The 19,601-nt window shown below is 70.6% G+C and carries 15 protein-coding genes; 3 read left to right on the forward strand and 12 right to left on the reverse strand.

All coding sequences use genetic code 11. The annotated features are described in order from the left end of the window. Window positions 1–58: 58 nt before the first annotated feature. The 3 genes from LG388_RS13685 to LG388_RS13695 all read left to right on the forward strand — a co-directional run bounded on the left by LG388_RS13685 (window position 59) and on the right by LG388_RS13695 (window position 2,668). Window positions 59–1,231 (forward strand): C4-dicarboxylate TRAP transporter substrate-binding protein, encoded by a 1,173-nt coding sequence (locus LG388_RS13685; protein ID WP_225783274.1) that lies wholly within the window; start codon window positions 59–61, stop codon window positions 1,229–1,231. Window positions 1,232–1,325: 94 nt separating this feature from the next. Continuing rightward, window positions 1,326–2,030, forward strand: coding sequence for a glutathione S-transferase N-terminal domain-containing protein (locus LG388_RS13690; RefSeq protein ID WP_225783275.1), 705 nt, complete (start codon window positions 1,326–1,328; stop codon window positions 2,028–2,030). Continuing rightward, window positions 2,027–2,668, forward strand: a complete 642-nt coding sequence (locus tag LG388_RS13695; protein ID WP_225783276.1) for a 2-hydroxychromene-2-carboxylate isomerase — start codon at window positions 2,027–2,029, stop codon at window positions 2,666–2,668. Before LG388_RS13690 ends, LG388_RS13695 begins: the two co-directional genes overlap by 4 nt. A 661-nt stretch (window positions 2,669–3,329) precedes the next feature. Here the strand turns inward: LG388_RS13695 and LG388_RS13700 are convergent. The 12 genes from LG388_RS13700 to LG388_RS13755 all read right to left on the reverse strand — a co-directional run bounded on the left by LG388_RS13700 (window position 3,330) and on the right by LG388_RS13755 (window position 19,554). Next, complete coding sequence (locus LG388_RS13700) at window positions 3,330–5,003, reverse strand: class I adenylate-forming enzyme family protein (RefSeq protein ID WP_225783277.1); 1,674 nt, start codon at window positions 5,001–5,003, stop codon at window positions 3,330–3,332. 95 nt (window positions 5,004–5,098) lie between these two features. Then, window positions 5,099–6,706 carry a long-chain fatty acid--CoA ligase gene (locus LG388_RS13705; protein ID WP_225783278.1) on the reverse strand — a complete coding sequence of 536 codons (1,608 nt, stop codon included), beginning with the start codon at window positions 6,704–6,706 and terminating at the stop codon, window positions 5,099–5,101. A gap of 89 nt (window positions 6,707–6,795) precedes the next feature. Then, on the reverse strand, window positions 6,796–7,443 hold the full coding sequence (locus LG388_RS13710; RefSeq protein ID WP_225783279.1) for a methyltransferase domain-containing protein: 648 nt from the start codon (window positions 7,441–7,443) through the stop codon (window positions 6,796–6,798). A 4-nt stretch (window positions 7,444–7,447) separates the two neighbouring features. Further along, window positions 7,448–8,230: an enoyl-CoA hydratase/isomerase family protein gene (locus LG388_RS13715; RefSeq protein WP_225783280.1), complete on the reverse strand. Its 783-nt coding sequence runs from the start codon at window positions 8,228–8,230 to the stop codon at window positions 7,448–7,450. A gap of 38 nt (window positions 8,231–8,268) precedes the next feature. Further along, a complete protein-coding gene (locus LG388_RS13720; protein ID WP_225783281.1) occupies window positions 8,269–10,254 on the reverse strand; it encodes an acetyl/propionyl/methylcrotonyl-CoA carboxylase subunit alpha in 1,986 nt (661 codons plus the stop codon). Window positions 10,255–10,274: 20 nt separating this feature from the next. Next, window positions 10,275–11,432, reverse strand: coding sequence for an acyl-CoA dehydrogenase family protein (locus tag LG388_RS13725; RefSeq protein WP_225783282.1), 1,158 nt, complete (start codon window positions 11,430–11,432; stop codon window positions 10,275–10,277). Between the two features lie 37 nt (window positions 11,433–11,469). Continuing rightward, window positions 11,470–13,089, reverse strand: a complete 1,620-nt coding sequence (locus LG388_RS13730) for an acyl-CoA carboxylase subunit beta (RefSeq protein WP_225783283.1) — start codon at window positions 13,087–13,089, stop codon at window positions 11,470–11,472. Window positions 13,090–13,310: 221 nt separating this feature from the next. Further along, complete coding sequence (locus LG388_RS13735) at window positions 13,311–13,700, reverse strand: hypothetical protein (RefSeq protein ID WP_225783284.1); 390 nt, start codon at window positions 13,698–13,700, stop codon at window positions 13,311–13,313. Window positions 13,701–13,723: 23 nt separating this feature from the next. Beyond that, on the reverse strand, window positions 13,724–15,415 hold the full coding sequence (locus LG388_RS26745) for a hypothetical protein (RefSeq protein ID WP_304956849.1): 1,692 nt from the start codon (window positions 15,413–15,415) through the stop codon (window positions 13,724–13,726). A gap of 122 nt (window positions 15,416–15,537) precedes the next feature. Continuing rightward, window positions 15,538–16,197: a response regulator transcription factor gene (locus LG388_RS13745; protein ID WP_225783285.1), complete on the reverse strand. Its 660-nt coding sequence runs from the start codon at window positions 16,195–16,197 to the stop codon at window positions 15,538–15,540. After that, window positions 16,175–18,499, reverse strand: coding sequence for an ATP-binding protein (locus tag LG388_RS13750; RefSeq protein ID WP_225783286.1), 2,325 nt, complete (start codon window positions 18,497–18,499; stop codon window positions 16,175–16,177). Before LG388_RS13750 ends, LG388_RS13745 begins: the two co-directional genes overlap by 23 nt. Further along, a complete protein-coding gene (locus LG388_RS13755) occupies window positions 18,499–19,554 on the reverse strand; it encodes an ABC transporter substrate-binding protein (protein WP_225783287.1) in 1,056 nt (351 codons plus the stop codon). The genes LG388_RS13750 and LG388_RS13755 overlap by 1 nt, the downstream gene beginning before the upstream one ends. Window positions 19,555–19,601: the final 47 nt, after the last annotated feature.

The raw sequence follows: 19,601 nt of genomic DNA on the forward strand, positions 1-19,601 counted from the left end.
CCCTTGCGCCGCGGCCCCCTGCGGCTGCGGCTTTCCCGAGCCCACCCAGAACGGAGACATGACGATGCGCTGGTTCCCACCCCTGACTTCCGCCGCCACGGCGACCCTCCTCTCGGCCGCGCTGCTGTCCGGCGGCCCGGCCCAGGCACAGAGCACCACGCTGCGCTATGCGGTGGGTTTTCCCACCGGCGCTGCGCCCGAATCGGCGCGGGTCTATGCCGAGACGGTCAAGAAGCACAGCAACAACACGCTCAACATCCGCGTGTTCGACCTGTCGCTGCTCAACCTTTCGGAGATGAGCGGCGGCGTGAAGCAGGGCGTGGCGGACATCGGCTACGTGCTCACGCCCTACTTCCCGGCCGAGTACCCGCACCTGAACATGGCGACCGAGCTGTCGATGCTGCTGGCGCTGCGCGACGACCCGAGCGGCAAGGGCGGCCTGGCCTACGGGGGCGCGATGGCCGAGTTCGTGTTCACCAAATGCCCCGAATGCGCGGCCGACTTCGCCAAGCAGAACCAGCTCTACACCAGCACGGGGGGCAGCAGCAATTACATGCTCCTGTGCAACAAGCCCATGCGCACGCTGGCCGACCTGAAGGGCGCACGCCTGCGCGCCGGCGGCGCCGCCTGGGCGCGCTGGGCACGCGAGATGGGCGCCACGCCGGCCTCCATGTCGGGCAACGAGGTGTTCGAGGCGCTGCACCAGAAAGTGGTGGACTGCGCCATCATCTCGGCGCCCGAGCTCAGCGGCCTGAACCTCAAGGACGCGGTCACGCACATCACGACCGACCTGCCCGGCGGCGCCTTCTCGGGCGCGACCAGCAACGTCAACCTCGACGCCTGGCGCAAGCTCAACGAGGTGCAGCGCACGGCCCTGCTGCGCGGCGGCGCCGTGCTGGGCGCCGAGGTCAGCATGCGCTACCTCAAGTACGGCCAGCGCGACCTGGAACGCGCCAAGGCCAAGGGCACACAGATCACGCAGGCCGACCCGGCCGCGGTGCAGGCCTCGCGCAAGGCCATCGAGGCCGACATCCAGGCCATCGCCGCCACCTATGCCAGGCAGCACCACGTGAAGCGCGCGGATGAGATCGTGGCCACCATGCGCCAGCTGGTGGACCGCTGGATGCCGCTGGTGCAGAACGTGGAGAACGCCGAGCAGCTGGCGCAGCTGTACTGGAACGAGGTGTACTCGAAGGTCGACGTGAAGACCTACGGCGGGGCGGCGAAGTAAGCCGCGCGCCTTGTCCAGCGCGCACCGGACAGCCGCCGGCCGCGCCGCTGGGCATACTGGCCGCCGCGATGGCGCATGCTTGCAGGAGACTCCGTTGATCGACCTCTACTACTGGCCCACGCCCAACGGCTGGAAGCTCAGCATCATGCTGGAGGAATGTGGCCTGCCCTACACGCTCAAGCCGGTGAACATCAGCCGCGGCGAGCAGTTCGAGCCCGCCTTCCTGGCCATCAGCCCCAACAACCGCATTCCGGCGCTGGTGGACCCTGCGCCGCCGGGCGGCGGGGCGGCCCTGTCGCTGTTCGAGTCCGGCGCCATGCTGCAGTACCTGGCCGAGAAGACCGGCCGCTTCCTGCCGGCCGACCTGGCCGGTCGCTATGCGGTCACGAGCTGGCTGCACTGGCAGATCGGCGGGCTCGGCCCGATGGTCGGGCAGAACGGACATTTCCTGCTGTACGCCACCGAGCAGGTGCCCTACGCCATCGAGCGCTACGCGCGCGAGGTGCTGCGGCTCTATGGCGTGCTGGACCGGCAGCTGGCACACACGGGCGCCTACATCGCCGGGGCCGACTACAGCATCGCCGACATCGCCTGCTTCCCCTGGATCATGACGCACAAGAAGCAGCAGGTGCCCATCGATCGGTTCCCGCACGTGCAGCGCTGGTTCGCCACCGTGCGCGAGCGCCCCGCCGTGCAGCGCGGGCTGGCCGTGGGGCGCGAGCTCGGCTCGCCCGGCAAGCCCATGGACGAGGAAGCGCGCAAGCACCTGTTCGGCAACGCACCACAGGCGCGCGCATGAGCGAACTTCACCGCGGCGCGCAGCCACGCGTCGAATGCTTCTTCGACTGCTCCAGCCCCTGGACCTACCTGGGCTTTGTCACCCTGCGCCGCATGCGCGAGGAACTGGGCTTCGCCATCGCCTGGCGGCCGGTGCTGGTGGGCGCGGTGTTCAACAGCGTGAACCCCAGCGTGTACGCCTCGCGCGAGCGTCCCATTGCGCCCAAGCAGAACTACCTGAAAAGCAGCCTGGCTCAATGGTCGCGCCAGGCCGGCGTGGCCGTCACCTTTCCGCCTCGCGTGTTCCCGGTCAACAGCGCCAAGGCCATGCGCTGCTGCCTGGCGCTGCAGGCGCGGCCTGATGGCGACCGGCTGCTGGAAGCCTTTGCACTTGGCGCCTTCGAGGCCTACTTCGGACAGGACCTGGACATCTCGCAGGACGAGGTGCTGGCCACCGTCGCTGCAACGATGGGGCTGGATGCGCGTGAGCTGCTCGCGCAGCAGGACTGTGCGGAGGTGCGTCAGCAATTGCGCGCGTCGACGGACGAGCTGATCGCGCGTGGGGGCTTCGGGTCGCCGACCTTCTTCGTCGGCAAGACGATGGTGTTCGGGAACGACCATCTGCCGTTGGTGCGGCAGGCCTTGGCTTCTGGCACTTGATGCTTCGCGCGAGCGTTGCGCGTTCGCAGGGCGGCTCGGCGCAGCGGGCACGAGCTCATACCGGGGCGGTCGGCGCAGGGCACCGACTTCGCTGCGATGCTCGCGAAGCCGGCTGCATCGCAGAACTCACTGCGCGCTCCTTCGTCGCGCTCCGTTCAAACAGCTGCGATGAGTCAGAGCACGAAGCCCGCGCGACTTCGCGCGCGCACGCCGGCTCCGCTGCGCTTCTCGCCGCCCCGGAAATCGCCCGCGCCCGCTGCGCCGAGCCGCCCTGCGTGGACAGGTGGTCGGTACACGAGGCACATGAGTGGCCGTGCAGTCCGCGCGCTGTGCGTTGAGCAAACCACGGTCCTCGGCTTCTGCGCACTCTCCTGCTCGCTTCACCTCAGCGCGACGCAGGCCAAGGTCCCTGGGCCGGGGGCGGGGTGCGCCTCTGAAGCGCCGAGGAGCGCAGCGGAGCCGGCCGCGCACCCGCCGAAGGACGGGTGCGCTTCGTGAACTGACTTGCGGCAGCTGTTCGAGCGCAGTGAACGAAGTGAACGCAGCGAGTTCTGCCGCGGGCCGGCTTCGTGAGCACCGCAGGGCAGTCGGCGCAGCCGACCGCTTCAGTGAAGCACCCCGCCCCCGGCACAGGGGCCTTGGCCGGACACAGGCAGCCAGCCTACCCACCAGCCCCGTCACCCAGCAACCGCTTCGCCTCCGCCGTCAGCAACTTGAAATTGATCTTCCCCTCCGCTGTCACCGGCCACTCCCCTTCCCACGGCAGGAAGTCGCGTGGAATCTCGTAGGCCGCCAGATGCCCCTTGCAGGCCTCGCGCAGCTCGGCCGTGCTGCGCATCGGCCGCCCTACCCGGGCGCGCACGAAGCTCACCACCTTCGCGCCCCAGTAATCGTCTTCCACGCCGATGGTCTTCACGTCGTCGAACTCGTCGGCGAAGTGTTCCAGCAGCAAGGTGGTCACGCGCGTGGTCGACACGTTCTCGCCGCCGGACTTCACCACCCCGCCCAGCCGGCCGAGGAAGGTGATGTAGCCGCCATCGAAATGGCCGTAGTCGCCGCTGTGGAAGTAACCCTCGGCGTCGTAGGAGGCACGCGTGGCCTCTTCCTGCGCCAGGTAGCCGCGGAACATGTAGGGGCTCGCATAGCAGATCTCGCCCGGCATGCCCTGTGGCACGCGCTCGCCGGTGTCGATGTCCTTGATCACCACGCGCACGCCGGGCAGCGGGCGGCCGTGCGTGTACTTGTTGATCGGGTAGTCCACGCAGTCGTGCTGCGCCACCGACACCAGCGGGCCGTTCTCGGTCTGCGCGTAGAGGTTGTTGATGGTCGCGCCCGCAGGGCACATGCTGCGCACCAGGTCGTACGTTTTGGGCTCGCCGGCCAGGATGGCCTTGCGGATCGTGAAGCGGTGGCGCTCGAAGTCTGGCACGCGGCGCATCGCCTGCCAGTGCGCGTCGAAGCCGAAGGTGCTGGTGCAGCCATGGCGGTCGATCAGCTCCAGCGCCAGCTTGGGGTGAAAGCTCTCCATCAGCACCAGCGGCGTGCCGCACAGCACCAGGTTCATGTTCAGCGCGTACAGCCCGCTGTTGTGATAGAAGGGCGCGAGGTTGATGTAGCACTCCTCCTCGCCGAAGCCCATGGCCTGCGCGCCGAAGTTCACGGTGGCCAGCGGCGGGCGGTGGTCCCACAGCGCGCTCTTCGACAACCCCGTGGTGCCCGAGGTCTGGCAGATGAACTGGATCTCGGTGGGCTCGCGTGCTGCCACCAGGGCTTCCATCACGGCCGCATCGGCGCCCTCGCCCTGCTTGCGCAAGTCGCTGAAATCCAGGAAGCCCTCGTGCCGCTGGCCCGCCCGGCTCAGGCACACCAGATGGCGCAAGGTGGGCAGGCTGGCCGCGCGCGGCTGGCCCTGCGCGTCCCACGTCAGGTCTGGAATCGCCTCCTTGAGCAACGCGATGTAGTCACGCCCGCCGTAGTGGTCCACGGTGACGATCATCGCGGGCCGGTTGCGCGGCAACACGCCTTCGAACTCCAGCCGGCCCCACAGCAGGTTCAGCGGGTTGACCACCGCGCCCACCTGCAAGGTGGCGAAGTACAGCACCGCGAACTCGGGCGTGGGACTGGGCAGCGTGCACACCACGTCGCCCTTTGCGATGCCCAGGCGCAGCAGCGCCTGCGCCATCTCGTTCACCTGTGCCTGCAGCGCGGCGAAGGAGGTGGCCTGCCCCTCGAAGATCAGCGCCGTGCGTTCGCCGCGCAGGCGGCAGGTCTCGTGGAACAGGTCGGGGATGGTGCGGTGGTACCAGGCCTGGGCGGCGATGCGTTCGGCGAGCATGGGACGGTCCTGTCTCTCTGGAGGAGGCGAAGCGCGGCCCGCCCGCTTCATGCGCGAGCGTCCGCAGGGACGAAGGAAGTCGGGCTTAGGGCCGCTCAGCGCGGGCTGAACATCTCGCGCAACTGGTACTTCAAGATCTTGCCCGTGGGGTTGCGCGGCAGCGCCGACAGCAGCTCCAGACGGCGCGGGATCTTGTAGCGCGCCAGGCTCTGGCTCGCATGGTCCTGAAGCGACTCCAGCGTGAGTGTCTGACCCGGCTTGAGCGCCACCACGGCCAGCACGGTCTCGCCCCATTTCTCGTCGGGCGCGCCGATCACCGCCACCTCGGCCACGGCCGGGTGGGCGTGCAGCACGCTCTCGACCTCGGCCGGGTACACGTTCTCGCCGCCGCTGATGATCATGTCCTTCACGCGGTCGCAGATGTACCAGAAGCCGTCGGCGTCGAAGTAGCCCACGTCACCGGTGCGGAACCAGCCTTCGGCGTCCAGCGCGGCGGCCGTGGCCTCGGGCTTGTTCCAGTAGCCGCGCGTCACGTTCTGGCCGCGCACGCAGATCTCGCCGCGCGCACCGGGCTCGGTGATCACGCGATCCTGCGCGTCGAGCGCGCGCACCTGCGTGAGCAGCGGCGACTTGCCCACCGAGCCGATCTTGCGCGCCGCCCACTCCGCCGTCAGGCTGGTGGCCATGGCGGCGGTCTCGGTCAGCCCGTAGCCCTGCTGCACCGCAATGCCGCGCTGGTTGAACAGGTGCAGCAGCGGCTCGGGGCACGGCGCGCCGCCACAGGAAATGAGCTTGAGCGTGGACAGATCGGCCGTCGCGAAATCCGGGTGCTGGCTGATGAACAGCAGCATGGCGGGTACGACGAAGATCTTGTTCACCCGGTAGGCCGCAATGTCGCGCAGCACCGCGCCGGGGTCGAACTGGCGCTGCAGCACCACATGCCCGCCCTTGAGCAACAGCGTCAGCGTCATCACGTTCAGCCCGCCGATGTGATAGACCGGCGCGAAGACCAGCAGCACGTCGCTGGCATTGCAGTCGATGGTCAGCATCTCGTTGACGTGGTTCCACCAGAAGTTGCCGTGCGTGAGCATCGCGCCCTTGGGCTGGCCCGTGGTGCCCGAGGTGTACATGATCAGCGCCACGTCATCCGTGTCCACGGCCACGGCGGGCGTCTTCAGCGGCGCCGCCTCGCGCAGCGCCGCGCCCAGCGCCGGCCAGGCGCCGGCCGCCGCTGCGGGCTTGTCGCCATGCGCGAGCCAGAAGGCCTCGCAGACCAGCCGCGCGCGCACCGGCTCGATGACCGCCACATGGTCGGCATCGACGATCAGCGTATGCGCACCGGCGTCGTTGATGATGTATTCGAGTTCCGGCCCCGTGAGCCGGAAGTTCAGCGGCACGAAGATGGCGCCCAGCCGCGCCACCGCGAACAGGCCGACGAAGAACATCGGGTGGTTGAAGCCCAGGTAGGCGACGCGCGCGCCCTCCTTCACGCCGCTGGCCTGCAGCACGGCCGCCATGCGCTCGACCTCGTCCTGCAGCTCGCCATAGCTGCGCGTGTGGCCTTCGTAGCTCAGCGCGGGCCGGTGCGCGTCGCGGTCGGCGCGCTCGGCCAGCCACTGGCCCAGGCCGATGGCGGGCAGCGGCGCGCGCATGCCGCCGAACTCGGGATGCGGCAGGGGGCCATAGGGGTGGGCAGGGCTCATCGGTCAGTCTCCTGGTTTCGTCTCGTCTCGTTCTTTCATTCATTCGCGGCATTCGCAACCGGGCGCCGGCCCTGCTGCGCGATGCACGCTCAATCGGCCAGCCGCGGCAGCAGGATCGCCAGTTCGGCACTGCGCGCCGCGACCGTGTTCGCGTGGCCGGGCAGCGCGGGCGGCAGCACGCGCGCGTACGGCGGCCGCGGCCACTGCCAGCGGTGGGCCGGGAACAGCGCGCGCACGGCGTTGATGTCCAGGTGATAGGGCGGGCCCTCGACCCGCCCCTCCTGCGCGCCGGGCCGCAGGGCCTGCACGGCCAGCAGCGCAAGCTGCCCCCCGGGCCGCAGCCAGGCATGCAGGCGCTCGGCATAGCGCACCCACAGGTCCGGATGGATCGCGCACAGGCAGGTCTGTTCGTAGATGCGGTCGAAGGGCTGCGCGGGCTGCCACTGCAGCAGGTCGGCGTCGACCAGCGTGGCGCTCAGGCCGGCTTCCTTCAGCAGACCGGCGCAAGCCGCCAGCGCGGCGGGCGCGATGTCCACGGCCGTGACTTCGGCGCCCAATGCGGCCAGCGCCACCACTTCCCAGCCGCGCCCGCAGCCGGGCACCAGCACGCGCTGGCCGGGCTTCAGAACGCCCTCGGCGATCCAGGCCTGCAACTGCGGGCTGGCGCCGCCGCGGTCCCAGGGCATGCGCCCTTGCTCGAAATGCTCCTGCCAGAAGGCAGCGGTCGGGCCGGCCATGGCTTCAGCGCCCCGTCCAGGCCGGCTTGCGTTTCTCGTTGAAAGCAGCAAGGCCTTCCTTGGCATCCTCGGTCAGCGCGAGCAGGCCGATCTGGCTCTCGGTGTACGCGAGGGCCTGCTCGAAGGACATGGCCTCGATGGCGCGCATCGCGTACTTGCCGCGCCGGATCGCGGTCGGCGACTTGTCGGCCAGGCGCGCGATCAGCCATTCCACCTTGGCATCGAGTTCCGCCGCCGGCACCACGTGGTTGACCAGGCCATGTGCCTGCGCGGTCACGGCATCGAAGGGTTCGCCGGTCAGCGCCCATTCGCGCACCACGCGGCGTGGCGCCAGGTTCTGCAGCAGGCTCAGCACCTGCATGGGGAACACGCCCACCTTGACCTCGGGCAGGCCGAAGAGCGCATGGTCGGCCGCCACGGCCATGTCCACCATGCACAGCAGGCCCATGCCGCCGGCCATGCAGGTGCCGTTGACGCGCGCGACGAGGGGCAGCGTGGCGGCCTGGGCCTCGCGCAGCAGGTCGGCATAGGCCAGGTTGGGCCGGGAGAAGTCGAAGGCGAAGCCCTTGCCCGGCTGCAGGTCGCCGCCCGCGCAGAAGGCCTTCTCGCCGGCGGCCGTGAGCACGATGGCGCGCACCGCGGGATCGGCATGCGCGCGGCGGATGCCGGCGCGAATGCCCTCGATCACGCCCGCATGCAGCGCATTGCGCTTGTCGGGCCGGTTGATGGTGATCCACAGCGTGGCGCCGCGGACTTCGGTCAGGACTTCGGGTTCGGTGCTGCTCATGGCATTCTGCTGCGCAAGTCGTTCAAAGATGGGGGGCTTCAGGCGGTGGCCTTCGGTTCGATTTCGGCCAGCACGCGGTGCGCGGCCACCTGGTCGTTGACGCTGGCGGCCAGCAGGCGCACGCGGCCGGCCACGGGCGCGGCATGCACATGCTCCATCTTCATGGCCTCCAGCGTCACGATGGGCTGACCCGCTTCCACCTCGTCGCCTTCGGCCACCAGCACCGCGACCACGCGGCCGTTCATGGACGCGCGCACCTTGCCGTCGCCGCCGCCCGGGCCCTGCCTGGCCGCGGCGGCATGCGTGCGCTCCTGCACCACGAAGGGATGGCCGCGCAGTTGCAGGTACAGCGTGTCGCCCTGGCGCAGGAAGACCACGCTTTCGCGCACGCCGTCCAGCAGCACCTGCGCACGCGCGCCCTCGGTGCCCAGCAGCGTGACGGCATGCGCCCGGCCGTCGAGCGCGACGGCGAAGCTGCGCGGCCCGTCCTGCGTCAGCGCGGTGGTGACGGCCTGCCCATTGAGTTCGAAGCGCTGGCCGATGGGCAGGGTGTGGGCCAGGCGCCGCTCGCTGTGGCGCAGCGCCGCATCGGCGCCCGTTTCGGCCAGCAGCAGCGCGGCGACCACGGCGGCCTGCTGCGCCAGCGCCGCATCGGGCCGCAGCAGCGCTTCTTGGTGCTGGCCGATGAAGGCCGTGGTGGCGCCGCCCGCCGCGAACACCGGGTGCGCGAGGCAGCGCGACAGGAAGACCTGGTTCGTCTTGAAGCCCAGCGCGATGCTGTCCTGCAGCCCGCGCAGCAGGCGGCGGCGCGCCTCGTCACGGTCCCGCCCGTGCGCGATGAGCTTGGCCACCATCGAGTCGTAATAGGGCGGCACCTCGGCGCCCGAGCGCAGCGAGTCTTCCACGCGCAGCGCGGTCGACGGGGCCCACAGCGCCATGGTGCCGCTCTGCGGCATGAAGCCCTGGTCCGGGTCTTCGGCGCACAGGCGCACTTCGATGGCATGGCCGTTGAAGCGCACGTCTTCCTGCCGCAGCGGCAGCGGCTCGCCGGCCGCCACGCGCAATTGCAGTTCCACCAGGTCCAGACCGGTGATCGCCTCGGTCACCGGGTGCTCCACCTGCAGGCGGGTGTTCATCTCCATGAAGAAGAAATTTCCTTCTCGGTCGAGCAGGAACTCCAGCGTGCCTGCGCCCTCGTAGCCGATGGCCTTGACGGCCTTCACGGCCACGGCGCCCATGCGCTCGCGCAGCTCGGCGCCCACCACGGGCGAAGGCGCTTCCTCGATCACCTTCTGGTGGCGCCGCTGCACCGAGCAGTCGCGCTCGCCCAGGTGGATGGCGTGGCCATGCCGGTCGGCGAAGACCTGGATCTCGATGTGGCGCGGCTCCAGGATGGCGCGCTCCAGGATCACTTCGGGGTCACCGAAGGCATTGCGCGCCTCGCTCTGCGCGCTGGCCAGCAGCTCGGCGAACTCGCCCGCGTGCTTCACCAGCCGCATGCCGCGCCCACCGCCGCCGGCCGTGGCCTTGATCATGACCGGAAAGCCGATGCGCACGGCCTCCTGGGCCAGCCGCTCGGCGCTCTGGTCCTCGCCCTGGTAGCCCGGGATGCAGGGCACGTCGGCGTCCATCATGAGTTTCTTCGCACCGGCCTTGTGGCCCATGGCGAGGATGGCCTCGGGCGAGGGCCCGATGAAGACCAGCCCCGCGTCGCGGCAGGCGCGCGCGAAGTCCTCGTTCTCGGCCAGGAAGCCGTAGCCCGGATGCACGGCGTCGGCCCCGGTCCTGCGCGCGGCGTCGAGGATCGCTTCGATGCGCAGGTAGCTCTGCGCGGGCAGCGGCTCGCCGATGCACACGGCCTGGTCGGCCTCCTGCACGTGGCGCGCGTCGGCATCGGCGGTGGAATACACCGCCACCGTGCGGTAGCCCAGCGCCTGGGCGCTGCGCATCACGCGCAGCGCGATCTCGCCGCGGTTGGCCACGAGGATCTTGGTGAACGGGGTGGAGGTCTTGGAATCGGTCATGGCTCGGCAGGCGTCGGGGCTCACTTCATGCCCTTGGGATAGGTGCCCATGTACTTGGTGAGGATCTGCAGCATCACCTCGTCGGCGCCGCCGCCGATGGAGGACAGGCGCATGTCGCGGAACAGGCGCGAGATCAGGCTGTCGTTCATGTAGCCCATGCCGCCCCAGAACTGCAGGCAGCCGGTGGACACGTCGCGCGTCAGGCGGCCGGCCTTGAGCTTGGCCACCGAGGCCAGGCGCGTCGCGTCGCGCCCCGCCACCACGTCTTCCACGCCCTGCCAGGCCAGGGCGCGCACGCAGTCCACCTCGGCCTGCATCTCGGCCAGCTTGAAGTTGACCCACTGGTTGTCGAGAATGGAGCGGCCGAAAGCCTTGCGCTCGCGCGTGTAGTCGATGGTGATGTCGATGGCGCGCTGCGCGAAACCCGTGGAGTTGAGCGCGCCCCACAGCCGCTCGATCTGGAACTGCTCCATCTGGTAGACGAAGCCCTGCCCCTCTTCGCCGATGCGGTTGCGCTGCGGCACGCGCACGTCGTCGAAGTAGAGCTGGCCGGTGTCGGACGAATCCATGCCGATCTTCTGCAGCTTGCGCGCGATGGACACGCCCTTGCTTTTCATCGGCACGATGATCAGGCTCTTGTTGCGGTGCGGGGGGCCGTCGGAGGTGTTGGCCAGCAGGCAGCACCAGTCGGCCTGCGTGCTGTTGGTGATCCACATCTTGCCGCCGTTGATGATGTAGTCGCCGCCGTCCTTGCGGGCCGTGGTCTTGATGGAGGCCACGTCGGAGCCGCTGCCCACTTCGGACACGCCGATGCAGCCCACCATGTCGCCCGCGATGGCCGGCGCCAGGAACTCGGCGCGCAGCTCTGCGCTGCCGTGCTTGGCCAGGGCGGGTGTGCACATGTCGGTCTGCACACCGATGGCCATCGGGATGCCGCCGCAGTTGATCTCCGACAGCGTCTCGGCCAGCAGCGCGGCATAGCTGTAGTCCAGGCCGGCGCCGCCGTCCTCGGTGGGCTTGTCCAGGCCCAGCAGGCCCAGCTGGCCCAGCTGCTTGAAGAGCTGGTGGGCCGGGAAGATCTCGGCCTTCTCCCATTCGTCCACATGCGGGTTGACCTGCTCGGCGATCCAGCGCTGGATGGTGCTGCGCACCTGCTCGTGTTCGTGCGTGAGTTGCATGGTGTGTCTCTCTTGTGTTTTCGATGTCAGGCCAGGGTCACGGACGGGCCACGGAGAACTGCATCTTCTGCGGCTCGCGCGCCTCGGCCTCGCGGCAGACGGCCAGCACGGTGGAGAGTACGGCGCGCGTGTCGCGCGGGTCGATCACGCCGTCGTCCAGCAGGCGCGCGCTGGTCGTGAACACACTCATCTGGCTGTCGAAGCGCTCGATGATCTGGCTGCGCATGGCTTCCAGCTTGGCGTGATCGACCTGCCCCTTGCGCGCCATCGCGGCCTCGGTCACGTTGACCATGGTGCCGGCCGCTTGCTCGCCGCCCATCACGGCGGTCTTGGCATTGGGCCAGCTGAAGCAAAAGCGCGGGTGGAAGCCGCGCCCGCACATGCCGTAGTTGCCGGCGCCGAAGGAGGCCCCGCAGTACAGCGTGATCTGCGGCACCGTGGCGCTGGTCACGGCCTGGATCATCTTGGAGCCGTGCTTGATGATGCCGCCCTCCTCGTAGATGCGGCCCACCATGAAGCCGGTCGTGTTGTTGAGATAGAGGATGGGCGTCTTCGACTGGCAGCAGGCCTGGATGAAGTGCGTGGCCTTGGTGGCGCCGGCCGGGTCGATGGGGCCGTTGTTGGTGATCACGCCCACCGGCCAGCCCTCGATCTTGAAATGGCCGCAGACGGTGGCGCTGCCGTAGTTCTCGCCGAACTCCAGGAACTCCGAGCCGTCGGCGATGCGCGCGATGACCTCGCGCATGTCCACCGGCCGCTTGTGGTCGGTGGGCATCACGCCCAAAAGTTCCTCGGCCGCGTAGCGCGGCGGCTGCCAGCTGCGCGCGGGCTTGAGGGCCTGCCCGCGGTCCCAGTCGAGCTGGGCCAGGATCTCGCGCGCGATGCGGATGCCGTCGCGGTCGTCCTCGGCCAGGTAGTCGCCCAGGCCCGAGATGTGCGTGTGCATCACGGCGCCGCCCAGTTCCTCTTCGGTCGCGATCTCGCCCGTAGCGGCCTTGAGCAGCGGCGGGCCAGCCAGGAAGGCGCGCGAGCGGCCGCGCACCAGGATGATGTAGTCGGACAGGCCGGTCTGGTAGGCGCCGCCGGCCGTGGAGGAACCGTGCGTCACCGTCACCACCGGCAGGCCGGCGGCCGACAGCCGCGCCAGGTTGCGGAAGGAACTGCCGCCGCGCACGAAGTCCTCGACGCGGTAGGCCAGCAGGTTGGCGCCGGCGCTTTCGACCAACTGCACGTAGGGCAGCTTGTTCTCCAGCGCCAGCTCCTGCACGCGCAGCACCTTGTCCAGGCCCATGGGCTGCAGCGCGCCGGCGTCGATGCCCGAATCGGACGCGTTGATCATGCAGCGGATGCCGCTGACATAGCCGATGCCCGAGATGATGCCGCCGCCCGGCACGCTCTTGTCGAGGTCGGGCGTGTCCATGCCCAGCCCGGCCAGCGAGGCAATTTCCAGGAAAGGCGTGCCCGGGTCCAGCAGCAGCGACAGGCGCTCGCGCGGCAGCAGCTGGCCGCGTTTCTCGAAGCGTTCGCGCGAGGCGGTGGACTTCTGGCGCGCCCGCATCTCGTAGCTGCGCACGCGCTCGATGAGCTGCAGCATGTGCGCGCGGTTGGCCTGGAAGCTCTCGCTGCCGGGGGAAAGGTTGGACTCGATCAGGGCCATGGGAGACTGCTCAAAACAACGCTGGAGCCGGATGGCTTCTTGCGACGGATGTCAGCGTAGGGCGGGGGCCCCGGGCAGTCTTGCGGCAATTGGCTGGCGATCGGCTGGCGGCTCGTCTTCGGGCCCCAACCCCGGCGTCCTGTGCAGTGCCGATGCCGCATCCGCCTGCGGCCCGCCCTGCCCGTCGGCCTGCAGCGCCCACCGGGCAGGCGCTGCGGCGCTCAACGCGCCGTCACGCGCACCACTTCGCCGTTGGCGCGCCGCAGGTACATGTCCGGGCCGGCCAGTCGGACGTCGTTGCACACGGAAGGGATCACCTTGAACTGGAAGCACACCTTGCCGTCCTCGGTGCGCCAGGTGCCGCGGTCCGAACGGCCCGAGAAATACGCCGTGACCCCATCCGCCTCGGCCGCGTAGTCCGTGCGGACGGCCACGCCGTTGCCCGCGGTGAAGGTGAAGGACTTGCCGCGCAGCAGTCCCGCCAGCTCGCTGGCCGAGGGCGCGCGCACGCCCGCCGGGAAGTCGCGGGCCGGCGGCGCGGTGGCGGCGCAGCCGGCCAGCAGCAGGGGCAGCAGGGTGATCAGCCAGGGGGTGTGGGTGCGGATGCGCATGCGTCTCTCCTCGTTCGGGCCGGTCACAGCCCCAGTCGGGCCTTCATCGCCGTCCAGGCCGTGCCGTTCAAGCGGGTGCTGCTGGACAGGCGCGCGTTGAAGTCCGGCTTGATCTCGTGCGCGCGGTACACCCACTGGGTGTCGGGGTCGGCCGCATTCCAGCGGATCTGCGTGTAGACCACGTGGTAGTCGAGGGCCGGCGTCGGCGGCTGGCCGCTGAAGCGCAGCACCCGTTCGCCGTTCACTTCGTCGATGCGGTAGCCGCCCGTGGCGGAAGCCGCACAGTTGGAGACCACGGTCTGATCGGCATTCAGGTCGCACTCGTAGTAGGTGGCCACGCCCTGGGTGGCCCCGGCGGGCGTGAACGACACGCGCAGATTCCGCTGCGCGCTGGTGCTCAGCGCCAGGCTCAGGGTGTTGCCGCCCGTGGGCGAGGCCGCGCCCGAGGCCGGGAAGGCGCCGATCACGGCCTCCAGCGTGCGGCGGCTGGCCGGCTGGGAACGGGTGAAGAAGTTGTCGATCTGGATGTCGGGCGCCAGCACCACCGCGCTGCCCTGCCGCTCCTGCGAGCCCGCGGGAAAGGCCGTGCCGCCCAGCACGCTGGCCGCATCGAGCACGTTGAAGACGGCCTGGCGGTCGGCCACGTAGGCGGCCATGCCCTGGCCCGCAAGGTCGCTGGCCCGGCTCCAGCCCAGCTGCACGCGCGTGCCGCACACCCGCGCCCGGTTGGGGTTGCCGACCGTGACCTCGACCGCCACGGCGGGGCCGCACCACTTCCAGCCGTCCGGAGACAGGTAGGCCGAACGGTACAGCGCATTGGGGTCGTTGCCGATGGGCCGGACGGCGCCCCCGGTCTTGCCGCTGCGCGTGTCCAGCACCGTGCCGCCGGGCGTGCCGGCCTCCTTGGCCTGGGTGTCGAGTGTCTGCACGAAGAAGTTGCCGGCGTCCTGGAAATACAGGTTGCTCAGCAGCGTGCCGGCACTGGCGGCGGCACCCTGGTCGCCCACCACCAGCGGCACGCCGGTGCGCAGCATGCCCGAGATGAGCGCCGCCGCCGTGCGGGCGGTGTCGCGCACCTGCGCGTCGTCCCAGGCCGGGTCGTCCTGGTAGCCCTCGATCTTGGCGGCGTCGATGGCCAGTTGCAGCGCAACGTTGGCGCGCGCCTCGGACTCGGCCATGCCGGCCTCCACGCCGGCCTGCACCAGCGTGGTCAGCGGATTGATGGCGCCGCCCGAGCCGGCCGGGCGCTTGAGCACGTAGTCGGCGCTGGTGGCGGCGACGGTGGGGTCGTACGAATCGACGGCGGTGCCGGAGGCGGCCGGATCGCCCGCCTTCACGGGGGCGATGAGAGGGGCCGTGGCCGCGTCCGGCACGGCCGTGGCGTCGTAGCTCAGGGTGTATCGGCCGTCGGCCCCGGTGGGCGCGGAAGCGGGTTCGCCACTGTCGCAGGCATCGTTGCCGTCCAGGTCCAGGCAGACGACGACATTCTGGAGCGTGCCGTTGCGCGCGACTTCGCCGCTCAGGGTGACGGGCGCCGGGGCCGGGGCCGGGGCCGGGGCCGGGGCCGGCGCGGGTGCCGGCGCGGGCGCGGGCGGCGCCGGCAGGGACACGACGGGGAAACCACCACCACCTCCGCCACCCCCACAGGCCGTCAGGGCCAGCGCGGCGGAAGCGGCGATGGCGTGGATCCGCAGGTTCTTGCTTCGCGATTGCATGGATGTCCTCCTAGGTCCTGGGTACGCGATGTGTCTTTCGACACGAGGACACTAAGAGAAACACTTCTGTCGCACATCACCCAGTTGGGCGATGGCCGAGGCGGCGTGAAGCCGCTATCGGCTCAGGGCGGCGCGTCGTCCCCCAGCACCAGCCCCATCCGGTTGGCGGCCACGATGGCCTGCGTGCGCGTGGTGACGGCCAGCGCGCGCAGCACGGTGCTGACGTGGGTCTTCGCGGTGTTCGGGCTGAGCCCCAGCTCGCGCGCGATGAGCTTCATCGGCTTGCCCTCCAGGATCAGCCGCAGCACCTGCGTCTGGCGGGCGGTCAGCCCGAGTTCCGCGGGACTGGTGCACGGCCGCGAGGGCAGGAGCGACGGCGGCGCGATGCCCGCCAGGCTGAGCGGCGGCACGTAGATGCCGCGCGCCAGCACCGTGCGCAGCGCCTCGAACATCCGGCTCGACGGCGCCGACTTCGGGATGAAGCCCATGGCGCCCAGCTGGATCGCGCGCAGCACCGTGACCTGGTCCTCCTGCGAGGACAGCATGACCAGCGGCACGCCGGGATGCCGCTCGCGCACCGTCTCCAGCGCCTGCAGGCCGTGCGTGCCGGGCAGGATGAAGTCGAGCAGGATCAGCTCGATGCCGGCGCCGCCGTCGAGGACGGCCAGCGCCTCGTCGAGCTTCGCCGCGTGCCAGACCTGCACCGCCGGATCCAGCTCCCTGAGCAGCAGCGCCACGCCCTCGCGGAACAGCGCATGATCATCGACCAGCAGGATCTTCATGGCCCGAGTCTGAACCGATTTCCGGCGGCTCGCCTCCCCCGCTTGGGTGAGCCTGCAGCGCGGCCTCGATGGCCGCCAGCAGCGCATCGGCGCCGACCGGCTTGTGCAGCAGCGCCAGCCCCGCCTCGGCCACGCGCCGCAGGTCCGCGGCGGCGATGTCGCCGGTGATGATGATCGCGGGCACCGCCTGGCCGATGCGCGCGCGCAGTTGCCGGACCGCGGCCAGGCCATCCTGGCGCTCGCGCAGCCGGTAGTCGCACAGGATCAGGTCGGGATCGCGCAGATGCTCGCCGAGCAGGTCCAGGCACTGCCCCGCCGACGCGGCGGTGAGCACGTGCGCCCCCCAGCTGTGGCACAGCGCCTGCATCGCGCGACGGGTGTCGGCCTCGTCGTCGATCACCGCGATGAATGCGCCGGCGATGCGCCCGCCGCCCGCCAGGGCCTCGGGCCGCACCGGCATCGCCGGCGGCGCCTCGGCCATCGGCAGCAGGACCGAGAAGCAGGTCCCGCGGCCCGGCATCGAGCGCAGCGCATAGGGGTGGCCGAGCAGTTCGAGCGTGCGCTTGACGATGGCCAGGCCCAGCCCGAGCCCCTTGCCGCGGTCGCGCTCCGGGTTGTCGATCTGGAAGAACTCCTCGAAGACGTGCGGCAGCTGGTCCGGCGCGATGCCAATGCCGGTGTCCCAGACCTGCAGCTCGACGCCGCCCGGGCGGCGGCGCCCGCCGAGCAGGACGCGGCCGCGCTCGGTATAGCGGATGGCGTTGGCGACCAGGTTGCCCAGCACCCGCTCCAGCAGCACGGCATCCGTGCGCACGGCGCAGCGCGAAGGCACCACCACCAGCCGCAGGCCCTTGCGCGCGGCTTCCGGCGCGTGGCCGGCAGCCACCCGGCGCAGCAGTTCGGCCAGCGCATGGTCGCCCAGCACCGGCCTGGCCATGCCGGCGTCCAGCTTCGAGATGTCGAGCAGGCTGCCGAACAGGGCCTCCATGGCGCCGACCGAGGCCTGGATGTGGTCCACCAGCTGGCCCACTTCCGGCGTGACCGGCTGGCGGCGCAGCACGCCCACCAGCAGGCCGATGGTGTGCAGCGGCTGGCGCAGGTCGTGGCTGGCCGAGGCCAGGAAGCGCGTCTTGGCCTGGCTGGCCTGCTCGGCCTCCTCGCGCCTGGCGCGCAGCAGCGCGTTGGCCTCGCGCAGCGCCCGGGTGCGCTCGGCCACGCGGCTTTCGAGCAGCCGGTACGACTCGTGCAGCTGCCCGGCCATCTGGTTGAAGCGGGCCGCGAGCTGGCCCAGTTCGTCGCCGCGCGACAGTTCGATCCGGTGCGCCAGCCGGCCCTCGCCGATGCGGTCGGCGCCCTCGGCGAGCTGCTGGATTGGCCGCACCACCCGGCGGGCCAGCACGATGCCGACGGCCGAGCCGGCCAGGACGGCGAGCACCAGGATCAGCAACGCGGTGGCCAGCGCGCGGCGCACCGGCGCGTAGGCCTCGCTGCGCGGCTGCTCGGTGATCAGCCGCCAGCCGGGCACGCTCAGCGTCGCGACACGAGCGACCATCGCGCGGCCCTCGGGCGTCTCGAATTCGATCAGCCCACCGGCGGGCGCCTGCGCGATCGCCGCGCGCACCGGCGGGCGGGCGGCCCAGTCGGGCAGCGCCAGCACCTGCAGGAAGTCGGGGTGCGCCAGCAGGCGCCCCTGCTCGTCGACCACGTAGGCGTACCCCTCGAGGCCGAAGCGGGCTTCATGGATGATGTCGCGCAGTTGCGCCAGATCGACCTCCGCCGCAAGCACGCCGCTGGCCGGGAGCTGGCCGCGCCGCGCCATCACCACGCGGGGCTGGTTGACGACGAACGTGACCGGACCGAACCATGGCGCCTCGGCGCTTGCGTGCAGGAATTCGGGCGACTGGCTGCGGTCCTCGCCCCGGCCGATGCGGTCGGGTGCCATGCGCGAGATGTGCGCGCGTTCCTGGCCGTGCGGGTCGATCCAGTACAGCGCCTGGATCGCCCGCGACTGCCTCATCAGCCGGTACAGCTCGAACTGGATGTCGGCATCCGCATCGCCCAGGTGGCGCGAATCCTGCAGCGACAGGGTGGCGCGCAGCAAGGCGACCGTCTGGCCGATGAAGCGGTCGATCCGGGCCGACGCCCGGCTGGCTTCGAGCGCCTGCAGCGCCTCGACAGCCACGCGTGTCTCGCGCTGGATCAGCCAGAGCTGCGCGAAGCCGCTGGCCGCGAGCACCAGCGTGACCAGCGTGGCCACCGACAGGGCATAGGTTTGCCACAGGCGATGGCCGTGCGGGCGCATCAGCGGGAGGGCGCCTGGGCGGCAGCCTTCGCGTCACCCGGAGTGCCCGCCGCTGGCGGCAGCGTGACCTCGCCCGGCCGGATCAGGCGGTCGGCGCGCGCGAGCAGCGCCGGCGGCAACGTCACGCCGATGCGCTCGGCGGTGTCGAGGTTGACGACCAGCGCTGCTTCGTACAGCTCCTCGACCGGCAGTTCCGCCAGGGGGCGGCCGCGCAGCACCTGATCCACATAGTGCGCCCCGCGTCCGCACATGCTGACGCGACCGATGGCGCCGTAGCTGAGCAGGCCGCCGTGGCGGGTGGCGAACCAGGAGGTGTGCGCGATCGCCGGCAGCCGCACCCGCAGCGCCTGCCGCGCGTGCTCGCCGAGCAGCGCCGAGGAATCCGGCCAGATCATCACGGCATCGACCTGGCGCCGCGCCAGCTCGTCCCAGGCCGCGGCGACGCCGGCCTCGCCCGAGAAACGCACGCGCACCCCCTCGACGCCGGCCTGCAGCAACATGTCCGTGAAGGGGCCGAGGTCCTTGTGCCGCTCGTGCCCCGCGTGGTCGCCGTTCGAAATCATGCCGATGCGGCGCGCCTGCGGGAACGCCTGCAGCAACACCTCCATCGGCTTGAGGAAGAACTGGCCCTTCAGGCCCAGCGTGACGCCCGTGACATTGGCCAGCGGGCGCAACTGCGCATCGAGGACCTTGTGCAGATTGGTCGGGCCCAGCATAACGATGGGCAGCTCCCGCGTGGCGTTCATCAGGGCTTCGGCCGCCAGATTCTCGGTCGCCAGAAGCACGGCCGGCCGGCGCGCCGCCAGCGCTTGCGCCAGGGGTGCGAAGCGGGCTGGATCGTTGGCCGCGTCGTTCCATTCGAGCCTCAGTGGCCCGTCGAAGGACCAGCCGGCCTGCTCCAGGCCGGCGCGCACCTCGTTCATGCAGAGCCGATTCGACTCGCTCGGACCGGGGCCCAGGTAGGCAATGACGCGGGGAGCGGTGCCTGGCGGGTCCGCCCTTGCAACGGCCTCGGAGGCGGTCTGCGCGGCAAGCGGCCGGCAGATGGCCAGCATGGCGATGGCCGCCCACGCGGCGACGATGGATGGCCGATGGCGCGGCG

This window comes from Xenophilus sp. Marseille-Q4582, from assembly GCF_916700565.1.
Classification (GTDB): domain Bacteria; phylum Pseudomonadota; class Gammaproteobacteria; order Burkholderiales; family Burkholderiaceae_C; genus Xenophilus.